This is a genomic window from Ruthenibacterium intestinale, from assembly GCF_040096265.1.
In the GTDB taxonomy this organism is placed as follows: Bacteria; Bacillota; Clostridia; order Oscillospirales; family Ruminococcaceae; genus Ruthenibacterium; species Ruthenibacterium komagatae.
Genome location: NZ_JBBMFA010000106.1, coordinates 33303 through 53152 on the forward strand (window position 1 = coordinate 33303; position 19850 = coordinate 53152).

Below are 19850 nucleotides of genomic sequence, written 5' to 3' on the forward strand. Positions count from 1 at the left end.
ATGAACAACACGATGATTACCATTCCCTACGCGGACGCTATCGAATACGGAGAGAACACCTCCGCGCTGTTTAAGGCTCTGTGGGAGCTGACCGATCTGATCCGACTGGAAAGCGACCTCAAGAAGCATCACCGCGCCTACCTCCATGTGAGGGAGGACATCGAAGAAAAGGTCAAGGAGGCGCGTCAGATTATGAGCAAGGTATCTGTGGATATGATCGGTTTCTACTTCAAGATTGATGTTCCCGAAAGCAACAACAGCGATGAGAATACCCCTTTCGCTGACGCGGGTGATGATGAAACCGTTTCTATCCCCAAGGACAAGTATGAGCTGATGATCGACGATCTGCTCACGATGTCCGAAATCATTCAGTGCGTCGCAGATATGCGCACGCAGGATGTGAAGGCAATCCGCGAGTTCGGCAAGTTCGTCCCCGCCTTTGCCGCCTTTGAGAAGAACCGCCTGAGCCTCTATCGTGAGGCGGCGAAGGAAGCCGAGGAAATCTTCGACCGTTGGGCAGACGAGATTGACGATCTCGACGAGGACTTCATGGAAGATGAGGACTATGAGCCGGACGAGTATTACTCCGACTGATGCCCATTGAAATGTTGTCGGGTTTTACAGCCAACATTTCAATGGAAACACAAATCCAACAGAACAGGAGGTACACCACCATACAACTTGACATCATTCATACCGGCGATTGCCTTAAAATCTTGAAAACTCTGCCCGATGACAGCGTTCATTGCTGTGTGACGTCCCCTCCGTATTACGCGCTCCGCGATTACGGTATGGAGGCTCAGATCGGCAGAGAGACAACGCCGAAGGAATATATTTCGCGCCTGACGGAAGTGTTTACCGAAGTCAGGCGCGTTTTGCGTCCGGATGGAACGCTCTGGCTGAACATCTCGGACACCTACGCCGGGAAAGGCAATCAGGGCGATTTCGTTGACCCGAAGAACCCCAACGGCAGAAGCGGTCAGGCTGTGGCTCTCAACAACAAGGTTGAGGGCTGCAAGCCGAAAGACATGATCGGCATTCCGTGGATGCTGGCTTTTGCCCTCCGCGATACCGGCTGGTATCTGCGCAACGACATCATCTGGATGAAGGACAACCCCATGCCGGAGAGCGTCAAAGACCGCTGCGCCCGCTGCTATGAGCATATTTTCCTGTTCTCAAAGTCCAAGAAGTATTTCTTCGACTACAAGGCGATCTCCGAGCCGATTGCCCCCGCAACGGCAGAACGTCTCAAGCGCGGCATGAAGGGCGGCAACAAATACGGCAAACCCGTTCCCGGTCAGCCTCAGCCGCAGTCCATCAACCGCCCTCGTGAGCATGGCGAGATCAAGGACGCAGACATCAATCCGCTCCGCAACAAGCGCGATGTCTGGAAGATCAACACCGTTCCCTTCAAGGGCGGTCACTATGCCGCCTACCCTCCGAAGCTGGTTGAGACCTGTCTTCTCGCCGGTTGTCCCGAAGGCGGCATTGTGCTTGATCCCTTCATGGGGAGCGGCACAACTGGCATGGTTGCTACGCAGATGGGGCGGCATTTCGTGGGCATCGAGTTGAACCCTGAATACACCGAGCTTGCCTACAAGCGGATTGGAGGTGAAATCTAATGGCGAAGGAACCGGAACTCAAAGCCCGCGACAAGGTAGTCATGCGGATGACACGGGAGGGCGCGGTTGAAGAAAACCTGACGGCTGGCACCGAGCAGCGTGTGTCAAAGCGGCTGGAAGATGCAGAGCTGGTGAAGCCCGCTGAGACAGCCGTTCCTTCCGAAGCTCTTTCACCGGAGGAACAGAAAAAGGTGCAGATGCGCCGTCAGCAGCATCAGTTTCAGGCGGAACACGCTGAGGATAACGACACACAGCCGCCCTCGGAAACGTCCGTTACAGAAGAGAAAAGGGCAGAAAATCCACCCCAGAATGTACCTGAACCGCTGCCCTCGGAAACGCCGTTCAAGCCTTCTGTTTTGGAGCAGCACGGCGTTTCTTCTCATACCGGCACGGTGATTGCCGAAACGGTTGTCACGCACAAGCTGCGCAAGACCTCTGCGGTTGAAGCCATTGACGCGGATGCTGTTCTCTCCCAAGCGGCGGAAACCGCCTCTGCAAAGCCGGTCTCGGACGATGCCGTCCCGCCCACGAAGCGGATGCAGAAGCTCGAAAGGAAGTCCGAGAAGGCGCATGAGCGTCTGGATGCCGCCCGTGAAAACCTGCCCACGCACAAGGTTCTCAAGAAAGAGCGTGTCTTCGATGAAGAGACCGGCAAGGGCAAAACACGGCTTCACTTTGAGGATGAGCTGAAAAAGCCAAAGGGCAAAGGCAAGCTGCAATTTGAGGCGGACAAAACCGTCCGCAAGGTCGGTGACACCCTTGCTTCCGGCATTCACGGCAAAATCCATGAGGTCGAACAGGAAAACTCGGCGGTTGAGGCGGCGCATAAAACGGAGATCGCCGCTGAGACTGCCGCTCGGCATTTCAGCCATCATCGGGAAAACAGCGTCAACAAGCCTTATGAGAAGGTTTCTAAGCTGGAACATAAGGCGGATGTCGCTGATGCCAAGCTCCAATATGAGAGAAATCAGCAGGAGCATCCTGAGATGAAGAAGCAGAACATGAACAAGCACTACCAGAAGCAGAGCATCAAGAAGGAGTATGCCGCCGCTCGAAATGCCGGTTCTCAGACTGCCGGGACTGCCACAAAAAGCACCGGCAAGAAGCTCAGTGAGAAGGCGTCCGACAAGATCAAGGAGTTCTTTGAGAAGAACAAGAAGGTCTTCATCTGGATCGGCGTCGGAGTTGCCCTTCTCGTTTTGCTCGGTGCCGGTATCAGCTCGTGTTCGATGCTCACCTCTACCGGCTCGTCGGTTATCGCTTCCTCTTATCTCAGCGAGGATGACGCAATGCTCGGCGCGGAGGCGCAGTATTGCCAAATGGAGCAAGAGCTGCAACGCTATCTCGACACCTACGAAAGCACTCACAACTATGATGAATACCACTTCGAGCTGGACGATATTGAGCATGATCCCTATGTGCTGATCTCCATTCTCTCGGCTCTCCATGAGGGCGAGTTCACGCTGGATGAGGTGCAGGGTACGATCCAAATGCTGTTTGAAAAGCAGTACATCCTCACCGAAGAGGTCATCGTCGAAACCAGATACCGCACGGAGACCGACACATGGACGGACGCAGACGGCAACACGCACACGGAAACCTATCGTGTCCCGTATGACTACTACATCTGCAACGTGAAGCTCGAAAACTTCAATCTCTCCCATGTCCCGGTCTACATCATGTCTCAGGAACAGCTTTCCATGTACGCAACGTATATGTCGGTGCTTGGCAACCGCGAGGATCTGTTCGGTGATTCTCCTTATGTGGACAAGTACATTACAAATTCTCCCGCCGACTACGATGTCAACCCGGAATACCTGAACGACGAGAAGTTTGCGACACTGATCACCGAGGCGGAAAAGTATCTCGGCTATCCGTATGTGTGGGGCGGCTCCAATCCCGACACGTCCTTTGACTGCTCCGGCTTCGTCAGCTACGTTCTCACGAACAGCGGTCTTGTGATGACCGGGCGGCTGGGCGCACAGGGGCTTTACAACGTCTGTACGCCGGTCTCAAAGGCGAATGCACAGCCCGGTGATCTCATCTTTTTCGTTGGGACGTATGACACCCCCGGCGTGTCTCACGTCGGCATCTACGTCGGTGATGGGGTCATGATCCACTGCGGCGATCCCATTCAGTACACATCCATCAATTCTTCCTACTGGCAGCAGCATTTCTACGCCTTCGGAAGACCCGCCTATTAAAAGAAAGGAGTTTTGCATGAATCCCAAGTATCAGAAAGTCCTCTCCGACATCGAGAAGGCTGAAAAGAAGAAGTCCGAAATTGAAGGACAGCTCAAGGAGCTGTACGACAAAAAGACAGAGCTGGAAAACCTTGAAATCATCAATACCGTGCGCTCTATGGTGATGGACAAGGATCAGATCATGGCGTTCCTGTCTTCTATGAAGGGCGGCACCAAGCCCGCTGAAAATACGGAGGTAATCGACAATGCGTAAGAAGTTTCGTTTTTTGACCGTCCTTGCGGTCTGCGTCATGGTGCTGTCCTGCTTCTCGGTGACGGCGTTTGCCTATGCCGATGACACCGATCAGAACCTTCCCGTTACGGAGGCAACTCAGCCCGAACAGCAGCCCGCAGTCACTCCCACGCCGGAAAAGCCGAAGGGTGAGCCGATTGACGATGAGGGCAACGCCTACACCCGCGACTTGCTCTATGACAAGGCAACCAACAAGCAGTTCATCACCATTCAGACGAAAAGCGGCAACACCTTCTATATCGTCATCGACTACGATGCGCCCATCAACGAGGATGAGGAACAGTATCAGACGTACTTCCTGAACATGGTCGATGAGAGCGATCTGCTTGCGCTGCTGGATGAAGACACTGCGGCGGCTCTGACCACCTGTAACTGCAAAGAGAAATGTGCTGCCGGTCAGGTCAACACCGACTGCCCGGTCTGCAAGACCAACATGAGCGAATGCACCGGCACAGCCCCCGTTACACCTGAGCCGGACAAGGATGCAGAAACCGATGCTCCCGCCCCTAAACCCGAAAAGAAGTCCAACATCGGCATGATCCTCGTCATCTTCGTTCTTGCCGGTGCTGCGGGTGCAGCCTATTACTACATCAAGTTCGTCAAGGGCAGAAAGCCCAAGGATGAAGATATGGACTTCTTTGATGATGAAGGCTACGAGGAAGAGCCGTACATCAACGAGGATGAAGAGCCGCAGATTGCGGTAGACGAGGAAACGGACGGTGATGAGGATTGATCTTAGTCATCGCTGAAAAGCCCAGCGTTGCCCAGTCCATCGCAAAGGTGCTGGGCGCGACATCCCGCAAGGACGGCTACATGGAGGGCGGCAATTACATCGTTTCGTGGTGCTTCGGTCATCTGGTGGAGCTGGCAGACGCCAGCTCCTACGATGAGCGGTATGCCAAGTGGCGGTATGACGATCTGCCCATTGTCCCGGAAAGCTGGATGTTTGAGGTCACAAAGGACAAAGCCCAGCAGTTCAAGGTGCTGTCCTCTCTTATGAAGGACAAGCGCGTCACCGAGCTGGTCTGCGCAACCGATGCAGGACGCGAGGGTGAGCTGATCTTCCGGCTGGTCTACAACAAAGCTGGATGCACCAAGCCCTTCAAGCGTCTGTGGATCAGCTCGTTGGAGGACTCTGCCATCCGCGAAGGCTTCAACCATCTCCGGGACGGCAAGGAATATGACCGTCTCTATGAAGCGGCACTTAGCCGCTCGAAGGCAGACTGGATTGTCGGTATCAACGGCACCCGCCTTTTCACCACGCTCTATCACAAGAAGCTGGTGGTCGGGCGCGTCCAGACGCCGACTCTTGCAATGCTGGTGGAGCGTGACGGGAAAATCTCCACGTTCCAAAAGGAAAAGTATTTCAACGTCCACGTCGGCAAGGGCGATCTGATCGCTGATCTGGAAAAGGTTAAAACCGAAGAGGAAGCAAAGAAGATTGCGGCGGCTTGCGAGAAAAAGCAAGCCGTCGTTTCTTCTCTCAAGCGGGAGACGAAAACCGTCAACCCTCCGAAGCTCTATGATCTGACCACCTTGCAGCGCGAGGCAAACCGATACTACGGCTTCACCGCCCAGCAGACGCTCGATCTCGTACAAACACTCTACGAAAAGAAGCTCCTGACCTATCCGCGCACGGACAGCCAGTTCATCACGGACGATATGGAGGACACCGCCCGTCAGGTCATTTCTATTGTCTGCCGCCAGCTTCCGCTTTTCTCCGGTGTTTCGGTTACTCCGGACATTGCCCGCGTAACCGACAACAGCAAGGTCACAGATCACCATGCCATTCTCCCGACCGTCCAGCTTGAAAAGCAGGATGTTTCCGCACTCCCTCAGTCGGAGCAGAAAATTCTCAATCTTGTCGGGATGCGCCTTCTGTGTGCGACCGGCGAGAAGCACACCTACGCAGAAACGCAGATCTCGCTCTCCTGCGAGGGCTACGAGTTCAAAACCAAGGGGAAGACCGTCGTTCAAAACGGATGGAAAGCCATTGAAGAGCTGTTCAAGGCTTCCCTCAAGACGAAGGAAAAGGACGATCCCATGAAGTCCCTGCCCGAAGTCCATGAGGGCGATGTTCTGGATAATGTGTCCGCCAGCGTTACGGAACACTTCACAACGCCTCCGAAGCAGTACACGGAAGACACGCTCCTGTCTGCAATGGAGACTGCCGGAAACGATCAGTTTGACGATGACACCGAGAAGAAAGGTCTCGGAACACCCGCGACCCGCGCCGGTATCATTGAAAAGCTGGTGAAATCCGGCTTTGCAGAGCGCAAAGGCAAATCCCTCATTCCCACAAAGGACGGCTGCAACCTCGTCTGTGTTCTGCCGGAACAGATCACGTCTCCCGCAATGACTGCGGAATGGGAAAACACGCTCATGGAGATTGAGCGCGGCAATGCGGATGCAGGCGCATTTCTCAGCGGCATTGTCCGGATGACCGGGGATCTCGTGAAAGCCTACCCGTTTCTCTCCGATGCCGAAGCCCAGCGTTTCGGCACGGGGAAAGAGGAAATCGGCAAATGCCCCCGTTGCGGCTCTCCGGTCTATGTCGGCAAGGGCAACTTCTACTGCTCGAACAAGGAATGCTCCTTCTGCCTGTGGGAAGACAACAAGTTCTTTTCCAGCAAGAAAAAGAAGCTGACCAAGAAGATTGCAAAGGAGCTGCTGGACAAGGGCTGGTGCCGAGTGACCGGGCTTTACACGCCGAAGAAGCCCCAGCTCTACGACGCGGTGATCCGGCTGGATGACAGCGGCGGCAAATACGTCAGCTTCAAGATGGAGTTTGATCGATGACCCGCCCAAAGTATGTTGCTTCATGCAGCGGAGGCAAAGACAGCGTAGCGACGCTCCTGCTGGCTGCACAGCACAATGAGCCGCTGGACGAGGCGGTTTTCAGTGAGGTCATGTTCGACAAAGACACAAGCGGCGAAGTCCCGGAACATCGGGACTTCATTTATGACCGGCTCAAGCCCTTCTGCGAAAAGGAGCTGGGCATCAAGTTCACCATTCTCCATGCGGACAAGACCTACGATGACGTATTTCATCATGTCATCACCCGCGGGCCTCATAAGGGCGAGGTTCGCGGGTTCGCGTGGGCTGGGATGTGCGCGGTCAATCGTGACTGCAAAATCCCGCCTGTCCGCAAGTACAATGCCGCGCTTTCTCCGGACACTGTGAGTTATGTCGGCATCGCGGAGGATGAACCAAAACGCCTCGCCCGTCTGGATGGCTTGAAGAAGGTCAGTCTGCTTGCCAAATACGGTATGACCGAGGCGGACGCCTACAAGCTCTGTCAGGAACACGGGCTGCTTTCCCCAATCTACGCTCACTGCCGAAGAAACGGCTGCTGGTTCTGTCCCAACGCCAGTGACTCGGAGCTGCTGCACATGATCACAAAGCACCCGGATATGTTTGACCGGCTGATTGAATGGGAGAACGAGGATAACATCTTCCATCGTCGGATGACGCGCAGAGAAACCCCGTCTGAGGTAAAGGCTCGTTTACTGAGCAAATCCCAAACGGGGTTTTCTTCTCCCCGAAGCAAATACGAAATGGAGGTTTGATATGGCTGAAAACAGAAATGCACAGCAAGTCCGCGAAATCACGGACAAGCTGGAACAGGGCATCAAGGAGCTTTTTGAATCCGAGCGGTTCAAGGAATATCTCCGCACGATGTCCAAGTTCTACAACTATTCCTTCAACAACACGCTGCTCATTGCGATGCAGAAGCCGGAGGCAACCTATGTTGCCGGTTATACCTCGTGGCAGCGCAACTTTGACCGTCAGGTCATGAAGGGCGAAAAGGGCATCAAGATTCTTGCTCCCGCGCCGTACAAGACGCAGGAAGAGCGTGAAAAGGTTGACCCCGTAACGCAGAAGCCGGTGATCGGCGCAGATGGGAAGGCTGTCACGGAAACGGTTGAGGTCCTGCGTCCTGCCTTCAAGGTGGTAAGTGTCTTTGATGTTTCCCAGACGGACGGCAAGGAGCTTCCGGACATCATCGTCGATGAGCTGAAAGGCACCGTCGAAAACTACGAGGCGTTCTTCGACGCACTCAGGCAGGAATCTCCCGTCCCTATTTCCTTTGAGGACATTCCGGGCGGTGCAAAGGGATTCTTCTCGCCGGTTGAAAGCCGCATTGCCATTCAGGAAGGCATGAGCGAAATCCAGACGGTCAAAACCGCCATTCACGAGATCGCCCACGCAAAGCTCCACGCCGTCAAGCCGGATGAGAAAGCCGCGCCAGAAGATAAGAAGGATCGGCACACCAAAGAGGTTGAGGCGGAAAGCGTAGCCTACACCGTCTGCCAGCGCTACGGCATTGAAACCTCGGACTATTCCTTCGGCTACATCGCCGGTTGGTCATCCGGTAAGGAAACCAAGGAACTGAAAAGCTCTCTGGACACCATCCGCAAGACGGCGGCTGAGATGATCGAGGGCATTGACGCCAAGCTCAAGGTGCTGCTGGCAGAGAAAGCACAGTCCGCAGAGATGGAAGTCGAAGCTCCCGTAAAGGAAGCTGTTCCGAAGGAAAAGCCGGAAGTCCCCATTTACCGCGAGACGGCGAATTATGCCTATGAAGCCGGTGAGCTGGAGTCATATCGTGCTTCTCTCGCCGCAAACGTGGAATGCCGCCGTGCGATTGAGGCGGCAATCAGTTCTAACTACGGAGACAACCGGCTGGATGCGGATGCTGCCGTGAAAAGCGTCCTTGAGCAGTTCTCTCCGGAGCGCGTCCGGTATGTCCTCGCAAACACCATTCAGCAGAAAGACTTTGACGGGCGCATTCCCCAGCCCCTCAAGGAATGGGCGAAGAGCGTTGATGTCTGCCCAGAGAATGCCTCCCGCTTCCTTGTGGATAAACCCAATCCCGGACTGACAGCACTTTTCGTCGATGCGTTCCGCCAGCAGACCGAAGCTCAAAAGGAAGTCACTTCTGAGAAAACAGAGGAAAGAGACCCGGAGGTCGTTGCGTGGGAGAACGATGAGATTACCTCTATTGAGGTAAAAACCGTGGAGGTCAAGTCTCCCTTTGCCCCCTTGCCGGAGGAAGCGGCAAAAGCACCGAAAGCGCACCGCCTGACTGCCGAAGAGAAGGAGATCAAAGCCGCCGTCATGGACACGCTCAAGGGGCAGATTGCCTATAACAACGACGGTATGCGGGCGTCCCATCGCGCCTCTAACCACTCCTTCAATCTGCTGGCACGGAACGGCGTCAGGATCGAGGGTAACACGGTCACGCAGAATGGTGAGCCGCTGTTCAAAATCCATCGCCGTCATGCGGCGCGGAAAACACAGGGCTGTTACCGTGAGCTGATGCCGACGCTGGAATACGTCAAGCAGGAGCAGAAGCAGGAAAAGCCCTCCATCCGTGATCAGCTCAGGACTGCCGCAAAACAGCAGCCGGAGAAGAAGTCCCCGGTCAAATCCAAAACGCACGACATGGAGTTGTGAGAAAGGAGACGCATGAAGAAATACACAGATGTTGACATCGTTGCGGAGCTGCAGAAGCTCGTGGACAGTCATGTAGACAGCTACAAGGAAGACTTCGACATCGACAAGCGCATCATCCGCCGCGCCGCCGAAAGCCAGAATCCCGAAGACAAAACGCTGATGTGGTTCTGCCGTCCGCATGGAACGCACTGCCTCAATGAAAATCAGGTCTTTATTCAGGGAACGCGAGATCACAACACCTTCCGCTTTTACGCGGAACAGACCTACGACGAGTGCGTTGCCCGCGTCATTGTCCCGAAAGCCGTTAAGCGCGGCAAGGTCTTCGGAGATGTCTTTGAGGTCAATTACCGGGAACAGGCGGCAAATGTAGCGCAGAACTCGGTTGCGCCGGATCATGACCGGCTGACCTTTGCAGACGGCTATGTGCTGGAAGCCCCCTGCCGCAGCAGCTTCGATGCAGCAATGGCTCTGATCGGTGAGCATGGCGGCGTCAAAACCCGCCAGACGCTCCCAAAGGATGCGGAGGCTCTGTCAGAAGTGTTGACCAAGCAGAAAAGCCGCCGCGACAGACTGCCGGAGGCAGATAGGACAGAGGTGCTTTCGCCGCTCCCCGTCGCAGAACTCCGCAAATATGAGGCAGTCAAAAAGGCTCATCCGGATGCGCTGGTCTGCTTTGCTCAGAACGGCTATTTTGAGCTGTACGGCAAGGACGCAAAGAAAGCCGCGCCGCTTCTCGGCACAAAACTCCTTGAAAAGAAGGTGCGCGGCAAGCCTTCCATGCCGGTTACTGGTTTCCGTGAAAGCGCATGGGTAGCCGGTTCTCACAAGCTCTGGAAGTCCGGCGCAGATGTCTTTCTCAGCAAGGACGGCGAGACCTTCAAGGAACTCAAAGCCGCAGATTACATTCCTGTCGGTGCGACGCTGAATGTGGATGGGATCAAGTGCAGAATCGACGCGGTTGATTTTGCCGCCGATGAAGTCCGGCTGACGAACATTGAGGACAAGAACCGCCCCATTCGCTTTTCTGAGAGCATCCAGTATGTCCGTTCGTATGTGGAGGATGCCGGGACTGCCATCTACGACACCATCCCGAAAAAGCCTGCTGCCCGTGAATCCATCCGCGACAAGCTGAAATCCGCGCAGAAAGCACAGCCGCCCCACACACCGAAGCCGCAGAAAAACAAAGGAAAGGATATGGAACTCTGATATGAAAAACTTTACCGTGGAAGAAATCAACCTGATGTGCTGCTTCAACACGTCCAGCCGGAAGCGGCTGATCGACGATATGAAGAGCGTCACCCTGAACGACATGGACGGCGAGATCGCAGAGCTGATGTATAAGACCGTCCGGAAGCTCGAAGCCATGACCGATGCTGAGTTTGAGGAACTGTATATCATACCGGACGGCATGGTAGATGACTGAAAGGAGGATGCCTATGCCCGTATTAGACGGTGATTTTGAAGCCTTCGTCACGAACCTTGGCAAGTACAACGAGGGTATGCTGGTCGGTGAGTGGGTGAAGCTGCCCACCACAGAGGAAGAGATGCAGAAGGTCTTTGAGCGCATCGGGATCGGCAAGCAGGATGAGTTCGGTCAGCCCTACGAAGAGTGGTTTATCACCGACTACGAATGCCCGATCTATGGCGTTCAGAAGATGCTTGGCGAGTACGAGAGCCTTGATAAGCTCAACTACCTTGCCGCTTTGATTGACGAGCTTTCCCTGAGCGATCAGGAAAAGCTCGTTGCCATTATGGAGGCTGGCTGCGATGAGGTCAGCGACATCGACGATCTCATCAACCTGACGTTCAATCTGGACTGCTACGACATCATGCCCGGTATCAACGACGAATCCGACCTCGGCTACTATTACGCCCACGAAGCTGGTATCTACTCTGAAAAGGATCTCGGTCCTCTGGCAAATTACATCGACTATGAACGCTATGGGCGCGACATTGCGATGGATGAGCAGGGACGCTTCACCGATGAGGGCTATGTCCGTGTTGCAAGCGAGAGGTGGGACAGGCAGTTTGACGGTGAGATTGATGATATTCCCGATGAATACCGGATCACCGGCTCAGGGGAAGCCGCCGAGCGTGACAGCACCATCGCCGTTCTCATCGTTGAGCCGGGAAAGGAGCCTTATGTGAAGGAGATTGACTCCGGTCTGGAGTCCTTGCAGCATGAGGTCGGAGGCTGCATCGAGGCAATTTATCCCTACGAAGACCCGGTTGCCTTAGTCTGCAACGAGGAAGGCAAGCTGGAAGGTTTGCCCCTGAACCGCGCTCTGCGGGATGAGGACGGTGACATCTACGACGTTGTTGCCGGAACATTCTTGGTAGTAGGCTTGACGGATGACAGCTTCGGTTCTCTGACCGTAGAGCAGATGCAGAAGTTCTCTGACCACTTCAAAGTGCCGGAACAGTTTGCAAAGCTGGGCGATAAGATTGTGGCGATCCCCATGATCTCGAAGGAGCAGCAGAAGCAGGAAACCGTCGAGCAGAAGGACTTTGAGATGAATGCCGATACCTCCGGTCTGACGGTTGCCGGACACATCGGGACGTGGCACACCATTGACCAGCACGAAGTCGGCGGTCACAGCTTTTATCTGATGGAGCATGACACCTACGGCGATGAAGCTGCTTGCATCATCGTCGATGAGCGCGGCAAGCTCGTCCTTGATGATGTCTACAACGGCTTTGACGATGACACACTCCGCCTTCTTGACCTTGAAGTCAAGGAAGTGCCGGAAATGCCCGATCCCGCGCTCTCCGTTCAGGATATGAAGGACTACGGCTACGCATGGGCTGGTGTTCTTCCCGCTGGTCAGGAGGCGGCTGAGAAGGCTTTGGAGAAGGGCTGCGAGGTTTACCGTCTCTATTCCGATAACACCGAGGGCTTGTGCGTAGATGCAAAAGAGATTGCCGATCATGCGGCAAAGGGCGGAATGCTCGGTATCAGCAAGGAAAGCTGGATGGCGGCTCTTGAGAAGGAAAACTACCTCAAGGCAGCGGAGATGTCGATGGAGGATGACTACGGCATGATTGACGGAATCATCAACAACGGTCCGAAGGAGGGCAAGACCGCAGAGGTCAAAGCCCCCGAAAGGGGCGAAAAGTCCTCCATCATGGACAGGCTCAAGTCTGCAAAGGCTGAAAAGCAGAAGGAATGCTGCCCTCCAAAAAAGCACAAAGGAGAGATTGAGCTGTGAGCAGAAGTCAGAAATGGCGGCAGGAGTGGTCGTTCTTCATCGGAGACAGCGGACGCCGGAAGTATAACCGCTTCTGCGTCCGCTGCGTCCATAGCTGCAAGCAGAGCTTCCGTGCGGATCTCATCGCCTGTCCGCACTTCTCCCGCAAGGCATCGCAGTGTAGACAGTTAGGGGGCGAAAAAGCCTGTGATGGCAAGCCTCAGAGCGGCGCAAATTGACCAACCTAAGTGATTGTATTCCCTGCGCAGTTCCAGCAACAGAGCGCGAATAAGTGCCTGTTTCGGCACTTATTCAAATGCCCATAAAACGAACGAAGCGCCTCTGTCGATGCCCGGTTTGGGTATCGGCAGAGGCTCTTTTTTTGTATCTTTTCTGTAAATACCGTCGAAAATCACACGCTAATACACAGCATCGCTATTAGCGTTTCTGTATAACTATGCCTCTAACCCATATAATTGTTATGAGCGTTATAGAAAAGGTGTAGGTACGCGCTATGATTGACAAACGAATAGGTAAACGAGTAAAACAGTGCCGGGAACGCCTCGGAATCTCGCAAGAAGAGCTTGCGGAAAAGACCGGGCTGACTGCAAATTATATTTCTACGGTTGAACGTGGTATGTCGTTTCCTCGCTGTGAGAAATTGATCATTCTTCTCAATGGGCTTGAGGTTTCGGCAGACGCGATTTTCTGTGACGTCCTAGAGCATTCGACAAGCTATAAATCGTCTGAACTCTCGGAGAAACTTGCTTCGTTGTCTCCGCAAGCGCAGAAGCGCATTTTGCAGATGGTTGAGCTGATGATCCAGCAGGAAACGGCAGATAAAGGCTGAATCCGTCATGGGCTGTGTGATTTTTTCACGCAGCCTTTTTTCTTCCCTTATTTCGACAGAATATTTCATATCTCCGTGCTATACTATGTATTAGAAACACAGAAACAGTCTTTAATACATAGTCAGGAGATGAAAAAGAGAATGAAGACCTGTGCTTTTACCGGGCATCGTCCGCAAAACCTCCCGTTTGGTTTCAACGAGGAAGACGAACGCTGCATAAACCTCAAAAAAACTCTCAGAGAGCAAATCATCAATCTCATTGAAAATGAAGGCATCACGCACTTTATATCCGGAATGGCAATCGGTGTAGATATGTATGCCGCCGAGATCGTGCTGGGGCTGAAAGCATCCTATCTGGGAATTACGCTTGAAAGCGCCATCCCATGCGAAAGCCAAGCCGCAAAGTGGTCAGAAGCTCTAAGAGATCGGTATTTCGACATTGCGTCCAAGTGCGACAAGGAAACGCTGATTCAAACCCATTACACGCCCGATTGCATGGACAAGCGCAACCGTTATATGGTTGATCATGCGGATGTCCTGATTGCGGTTTGGGATGGAAGCCCCAGCGGAACCGGAAAGACCGTCAGATATGCTCATCAGCAGGGCAAATCTGTAACAGTCATTGACCCGGTTTCCCTTGATGTCGCACAGGAATAAGGCGAATTATTTCCTCTCTGAATCAAGCGTTGTGAAAACCGTGAATTTTCTTACGATAGCGAATACACATTGCACTGAACAGTGATTATTAGAAACGTGTACGGTATGCGCGGTCACGAGAACTTTTCCACGGAACGCACTGAGTTTTCACGGCTTCGCAAAACGGAAAGTGCCACCCTATGAACAGTCCCTTGTTGGGAGAAAATTAAATCGCTGGAAACAGGAATGCCCCCGACGCTGTGCATCTGGCACAGCGTCGGGGGTATTTTTTCTTCACAGGAGGTCATTCAGAAGATTCATGCACTTAACCTTCTGTTGGAGATTTGCGCTCCCGTACACATTCAGGGTAAAAGATACGTTCTTATGTCCGAGGATTTCAGAAAGAGACTTTATATCAAACTCCGGTATCTCGATTGCCCTAACTGCGAATGTATGACGGATCTCATGAAACTTCACTTTCTCCAATCCGTTCCGCTTCAAGAAACGTGTGAAAAATTGCCGATATGTTCTCGGCTCGGTTGGCTTGGTCTTGCCCGTGAGGAAATAGTGATTTGGGTTTTCCGTGTAAAACTTCTTGATAATGTTCATGAGAAGCGACGGAACCGGAATCGTTCGAGCGGAGGTCTTCGTCTTCGGCGGTCCTATATGAAGATACGATTCTCCCTTCTTCTTGTCATAGATACGCTGGACGGTTTTGTTGATGCTGATGGTCTTGTCCGTCAGCGAAATGTCCCTCATCTGCAAGCCGCACAGCTCGCCTATCCGGACTCCGGTAAACAATGCAATCAGAATCCCCGCTGTCTTCCGGTTCAAGTCCATGTAGATACACTGGATTAGAGCTTGCTCTTGATCTTTTGAGAGAGAAACTACTTTCTTGATGCCAAGCTCTTTTGGGTATTCGATTAAGTCCCAGTTCAGGAGTGGAATAGCGCGTTCCTTGTAGGCATACTCCATTGACAGCCGGAGAACGAGGATAACATCTCTTATCGTCTTCACGGTAAGTCCTCCGGTCTTATCCAAGCGTCCAGCATTGTAGAGATACGAAATGTAACTCTGGATGTCCGCTTCGGTGATGCTGCCAATCTTGCGCTTGCCGAAATACGGGATCAGGTGATTTTCGGCAATCAGCGTAAAGCTGGCATGGGTTGACGGCGTGATCATGGGCTTCTTTTGATTTAGCCATGTGTTCACAAGCGTCTTGAATTGTGTATTGTTAGTCATAATGACCACCTCCACGAACATTATCCGGTGGAGGGATAATCAGGGCATTAACACCCTCAAGTAACGGTCTTGAGAAGCGTCCGAAGCTCCGCTTTCCGGGCTTCGATGAGCCGTGGAGAGCAGAGAAATTGTCTGATTTTGCAGAACGAGTAACACGAAAAAACAGCAACAATGAAACTGACCTACCCCTGACAATATCCTCGAAAGATGGTCTTGTCGATCAAATCAGTTACTTCAACAAAACCGTTGCAAGCAAAGACATGAGCGGATATTACCTTTTGAGAAAGGGCGAATATGCGTATAACAAGAGCTATTCCGTAGGTTACGACTTCGGTTCAATAAAGCGGTTAGACCGCTATCCTATGGGAGCGTTGTCTACACTATATATCTGTTTTGCGCTCAAGAAGCACGATACAGACTTCATTAAGGTGTACTTTGATTCACTTAAATGGTACAAGGAAATCTATATGATTTCAGCAGAAGGGGCAAGAAATCACGGATTACTTAATGTCCCAACAGATGAGTTCTTCGCCACAAAACACTATCTGCCGGAGAATACTGCCGAGCAAAGAAAAATTGCAGACTTTCTCATTGCCTTAGATCGTCGTATCGACGCGCAGCAATCTCTCGTAGATAACCTCAAGAAGTATAAAAGAGGACTCATTTCCGAAATACTTAATCAGAAGATCAGAATCACTCATGAAGATGAAAAGTGGGAAGAAGTATCATTAAGTGCCGTGGCAGACGGCTTTGAGTATGGAATGAATGCCGCTGCGACTATATTTGATGGTGTTCACAAGTATATAAGGATCACTGATATTGACGATGACTCTCATACATACATAGACTCTGCGCCCGTTTCACCGGCTGGTGTTCTCGAAGGCAAATATCGTGTTAGAGAGAACGATATTTTATTTGCTCGTACCGGTGCTTCTGTTGGCAAAAGCTATCTTTATCAGGCATCTGATGGAGATATGTATTTCGCTGGATTCCTTATCCGTATTCATGTTATTGACGGTGTGGATAGTGGATATGTCTTTTTGAATACGCTTACGGAAGAATACAACAGGTGGGTGGCGCTTGAGTCTACGCGCTCTGGTCAACCCGGTATTAACGCCGAACAATATAGACGGTATCGCTTTAAGCTGCCACCACTCGAAACCCAAAAACAGATTTCGGCAATCGCACAAAAGATAGACGCGCAAATCAAAAGAGAAAGCCAATGTTTGCGTCTCCTACAAAAGCAGAAAGATGGGTTTTTACAACAGCTCTTTATATGAAAAGTTGTTGTAGGAAAGCCTTGCGCTGGTTGATAAGAATAGATAGCATTTTTTCCTGATTAGATAATTGCGAATCAAGCCTCAAAAGGACGGACGCTATTTTAGACTGCGTTTTCTTGTCGGGGACCGTGCATTTAAGTCTTAATAGTTTGTTTGCAGCAAGACCGGGTTGTGCGCCCTGATCTGAATACTGCCCAAGTTTCATGAAGCCAAGCAAGTACAAGAGGAATCCTGTATCGTTGTCTGCATTTGCGCGGACAGCAATAGCGTGTTCAGACAAATAGTTTTGACCCTGAATAATACGAACATTTCCGCATAACGCCCCTTGCCTTCCGATGACAACGTATTCGCCCTCATGACTATATCGGTCACAATACCCGCGTATACCGTTGCCACCGTACACAGGATAATCTCCGGTTTCATGAATGAGAGTTGATGATATATTTCGTCCGCTTCTGAACTCACTGCATAAGTCGCCAAGGTTTTTCTGCATCCATGAAGATGCAGAGGAAAACGCTTTGCTTTTACCCGAAAGAATGTGGGCAATAGCACCTCTTTTTATACTTCTGATCAAGCCAGCAGAAAGAGCTATATGACAGACGAAATCCCTTGCAATAGCGGAAAATCTCTGCTACTGCAAGGGATTTTACTTTTGACTCATACCGGCATGGGATCTGAAAAAGAACCTCAAGTAACGGTCTTGAGAAGCGTCCGAAGCTCCGCTTTCCGGGCTTCGATGAGCCGTACAGATCGGCGCAATTAGGCGATATAGCGGCTCTGGTAAATCGCACTGATCCAAAATCTAACGCGCCGATCATGATGCTTAGTGCCGGAAATGGCTTCATTATGCAGTCCGAAAAGTATTCCAGAGACAATGCTGGACAGAGCCTCAAAAAATACATTCTCTTGAAGCAAGGGGAATTGGCATATAATCACGGCGCATCTAAGGCTAAACAGTTTGGTTGTTGTTATGAGCTGACTGAGCCAGAGGCACGAATCCCCTATGTGTATCATTGCTTCAAGATCAATAATCACGAATATACACCATTTATTGCAATGGCACTCAATAACGCCAAAATGGATAAGCAGCTTAAACGCCTCGTATCGTCAAGCGTTCGTATGGATGGGCTACTCAATATTTCTTTTGAGGATTACATGAGCGTAACAATTCATCTTCCTTCGCCCTCCGAACAAAAGCGCATAGCCGACTTTCTTCAAAAAATTGATGAGCGAATCGCCGCGCAGGAAGAACTTCTTGTTTCCCTCAAGAAGTATAAAAGAGGTGTCATTCAGCAAGTGTTCGCTGGAAGAAAAGGAACCGGAAAAGCGTGTTACCCCGAATGGCAGCAATCGTCTTTAGGTGAATATTTCACCGAGCAAACCATAAGGACATCAAACACCCCATCCACGCCTTTAGTCAGCCTCACTGTTGAGGATGGTATAACGCCAAAAACAGAACGTTATTATCGGGAGTTTCTTGTAACTAAGGAGGGGGAAAACTACAAGATGATTAAGCCCGGTTGGTTTGCATATAATCCCATGAACGCCCATCTGGGCGCAATCGCTCCTAACCATCTCGGATATACCGCCGCTGTTTCAGGCTATTATAATATCTTCTCTGTCAATGAGCCTGATACTATTTGCTTCTGGGAAGAATATCTGACATCGTACTCCATGCTAATTCACTACAAGCTCATCGCTACTGGATCACTTATTGAAAAGCAAAGAGTCCATTATTCCCAATTTGTCCGCATCCGTCGATGCTTGCCGTCAGTGGAAGAACAGAAGCACTTGTCAAAGCTATTTGAGACTCTAAATAAAAAAATAGCGAATGCTGAAAGTACAGAGCGCCAGTTGGTTGGAATGCGAGTCTCTCTTTTGCAGCAGCTCTTCATATAAAGAGCTGTTGCATCAATCCCTTTTTTATAGAAACAAGGCTCTTTAGAACACCCTCTTGCGTTATTAAAGCCTTTTCTATTGCCGAAAGAAATTTCACGATTCGCTCTTGCTCAACGATGGGGGGTAAAAAGACGCGCTGATTCAAAACAGTTTTACGATCTATGCCTTCAATCAGTCCTGTTGCCGATTGCTTCATTTTCTCAGAAAGATGAAGTGTGAGGTAAAGGCAAAACTCTTTGGTCATGCCTCCATGGGGGCGCAACGCCATAAACTGTCGTGCAATGTGTACCTTATCTTGAGAGAGAAATGCTACTGCGCCAGAGCCGGAGCCTTTGCATACCAGAAGTGTATCTCCATGATAAGCGAAGCACCGGGGAACTGTTGTCCACCTTGAAACGACCGTCTGTCCTTCAACAATGCAGCTTGCTCCCGTCATGTAAGGTATACCTTTTCCTTGCTCATTAAAATCAGTCGGTGCAAAATCTTGACCAGATTGAAGGGTGATCAACTCGCTCATCTTATGACTTTCCCATTTATTTTTCTCCGCATGGAAAGACACTCTTTGAGTGAAAATACTCTTGATAGCACCTCTTTTATACTTCTTGAGGCAATCGACAAGATGTGCCTGTTTTGCAATCCTCCGCTCAAGTGTACCGAGCATATCTGCTACCCGGTTTTGTTCTGAGAGAGCTGGTATGCAGACCTTGATTGTTTCAATCTGAGGATACTTCAAGTTCCATGTGTCAGAGGTCATGCCTTGAGAGTTCTTTCTAAATTCATTGATTAGATTAGGGCTTTTGAAAAAAGCTGCAAAATATCCATTACTAATCGGGATTTTAGGCATTAGAACTGTGTATGCAGGACTCACTATACCATTACACGGAGAGATGCCGTTTGCTCCTTGCCACATTCTCATGGAGTTATAGACCATATCTCCCGTTAGAACAACCTTATAATTGCTTTTGTCTTCACTTGAGTTATCTTTGCCTTCAATCTCAGAGCGAGGCATAACGCCATCGTTCATCGTGACAGAAAGCAGCTCCATGTCAGAAGCGCCTCGCTGACTTCTTTCTGCGTAAATATCACCTATATGACATTGCTTGTACGGCTCATCGAAGCCCGGAAAGCGGAGCTTCGGACGCTTCTCAAGACCGTTACTTGAGGATACATTTGCCAT

General features: G+C 51.3%; 19 protein-coding genes. 16 read left to right on the forward strand and 3 right to left on the reverse strand.

What is annotated here, in order from left to right; all coding sequences use genetic code 11:
* From WMO24_RS13145 to WMO24_RS13210, 14 genes are all read left to right on the forward strand, one after another.
* On the forward strand, positions 1–594 hold the full coding sequence (locus WMO24_RS13145) for a nitrogen fixation protein (RefSeq protein WP_349216846.1): 594 nt from the start codon (positions 1–3) through the stop codon (positions 592–594).
* A 41-nt stretch (positions 595–635) separates the two neighbouring features.
* Positions 636–1622, forward strand: a complete 987-nt coding sequence (locus WMO24_RS13150; protein ID WP_349216874.1) for a DNA-methyltransferase — start codon at positions 636–638, stop codon at positions 1620–1622.
* Entirely contained in the window at positions 1622–3826 is a 2205-nt protein-coding gene (locus WMO24_RS13155) for a C40 family peptidase (protein ID WP_349216847.1), read from the forward strand. Before WMO24_RS13150 ends, WMO24_RS13155 begins: the two co-directional genes overlap by 1 nt.
* A 16-nt stretch (positions 3827–3842) precedes the next feature.
* Positions 3843–4079: a DUF4315 family protein gene (locus WMO24_RS13160; RefSeq protein WP_006573549.1), complete on the forward strand. Its 237-nt coding sequence runs from the start codon at positions 3843–3845 to the stop codon at positions 4077–4079.
* Entirely contained in the window at positions 4072–4851 is a 780-nt protein-coding gene (locus WMO24_RS13165) for a DUF4366 domain-containing protein (protein ID WP_349216848.1), read from the forward strand. The genes WMO24_RS13160 and WMO24_RS13165 overlap by 8 nt, the downstream gene beginning before the upstream one ends.
* Positions 4848–6917, forward strand: a complete 2070-nt coding sequence (locus tag WMO24_RS13170; RefSeq protein WP_349216849.1) for a DNA topoisomerase 3 — start codon at positions 4848–4850, stop codon at positions 6915–6917. Before WMO24_RS13165 ends, WMO24_RS13170 begins: the two co-directional genes overlap by 4 nt.
* On the forward strand, positions 6914–7687 hold the full coding sequence (locus tag WMO24_RS13175) for a phosphoadenosine phosphosulfate reductase (protein WP_349216850.1): 774 nt from the start codon (positions 6914–6916) through the stop codon (positions 7685–7687). Before WMO24_RS13170 ends, WMO24_RS13175 begins: the two co-directional genes overlap by 4 nt.
* 1 nt (position 7688) lies before the next feature.
* Positions 7689–9578, forward strand: a complete 1890-nt coding sequence (locus WMO24_RS13180) for a DUF3849 domain-containing protein (protein ID WP_349216851.1) — start codon at positions 7689–7691, stop codon at positions 9576–9578.
* 12 nt (positions 9579–9590) lie between these two features.
* A complete protein-coding gene (locus WMO24_RS13185) occupies positions 9591–10784 on the forward strand; it encodes a MutS N-terminal domain-containing protein (protein WP_349216852.1) in 1194 nt (397 codons plus the stop codon).
* Between the two features lies 1 nt (position 10785).
* The gene (locus tag WMO24_RS13190) at positions 10786–11001 is read left to right on the forward strand and encodes a transposon-transfer assisting family protein (protein WP_349216853.1); all 216 of its coding nucleotides are present in this window, start codon (positions 10786–10788) and stop codon (positions 10999–11001) included.
* 13 nt (positions 11002–11014) lie between these two features.
* Positions 11015–12787, forward strand: coding sequence for an antirestriction protein ArdA (locus WMO24_RS13195; protein ID WP_349216854.1), 1773 nt, complete (start codon positions 11015–11017; stop codon positions 12785–12787).
* Positions 12784–13005, forward strand: a complete 222-nt coding sequence (locus WMO24_RS13200; protein WP_349216855.1) for a hypothetical protein — start codon at positions 12784–12786, stop codon at positions 13003–13005. The genes WMO24_RS13195 and WMO24_RS13200 overlap by 4 nt, the downstream gene beginning before the upstream one ends.
* A 275-nt stretch (positions 13006–13280) precedes the next feature.
* Positions 13281–13616, forward strand: coding sequence for a helix-turn-helix domain-containing protein (locus WMO24_RS13205; protein ID WP_349216856.1), 336 nt, complete (start codon positions 13281–13283; stop codon positions 13614–13616).
* A 141-nt stretch (positions 13617–13757) separates the two neighbouring features.
* Entirely contained in the window at positions 13758–14273 is a 516-nt protein-coding gene (locus WMO24_RS13210) for an SLOG family protein (RefSeq protein ID WP_349216857.1), read from the forward strand.
* 273 nt (positions 14274–14546) lie between these two features.
* Here WMO24_RS13210 and WMO24_RS13215 read toward each other — a convergent pair whose 3' ends face one another.
* Positions 14547–15494 carry a site-specific integrase gene (locus WMO24_RS13215; protein ID WP_156069324.1) on the reverse strand — a complete coding sequence of 316 codons (948 nt, stop codon included), beginning with the start codon at positions 15492–15494 and terminating at the stop codon, positions 14547–14549.
* Positions 15495–15622: 128 nt separating this feature from the next.
* On the opposite strand from WMO24_RS13215, the gene WMO24_RS13220 reads away from it, so the two are divergent.
* Positions 15623–16774, forward strand: a complete 1152-nt coding sequence (locus WMO24_RS13220; RefSeq protein WP_349216858.1) for a restriction endonuclease subunit S — start codon at positions 15623–15625, stop codon at positions 16772–16774.
* On the opposite strand, the gene WMO24_RS13225 is transcribed toward WMO24_RS13220, so the two are convergent.
* Positions 16767–17348, reverse strand: coding sequence for a restriction endonuclease subunit S (locus WMO24_RS13225; RefSeq protein WP_349216859.1), 582 nt, complete (start codon positions 17346–17348; stop codon positions 16767–16769). The two genes, WMO24_RS13220 and WMO24_RS13225, sit on opposite strands and share 8 nt — an antisense overlap.
* A gap of 242 nt (positions 17349–17590) precedes the next feature.
* On the opposite strand from WMO24_RS13225, the gene WMO24_RS13230 reads away from it, so the two are divergent.
* The gene (locus WMO24_RS13230; protein ID WP_349216860.1) at positions 17591–18673 is read left to right on the forward strand and encodes a restriction endonuclease subunit S; all 1083 of its coding nucleotides are present in this window, start codon (positions 17591–17593) and stop codon (positions 18671–18673) included.
* Here the strand turns inward: WMO24_RS13230 and WMO24_RS13235 are convergent.
* The gene (locus WMO24_RS13235) at positions 18666–19850 is read right to left on the reverse strand and encodes a restriction endonuclease subunit S (RefSeq protein WP_349216861.1); all 1185 of its coding nucleotides are present in this window, start codon (positions 19848–19850) and stop codon (positions 18666–18668) included. The two genes, WMO24_RS13230 and WMO24_RS13235, sit on opposite strands and share 8 nt — an antisense overlap.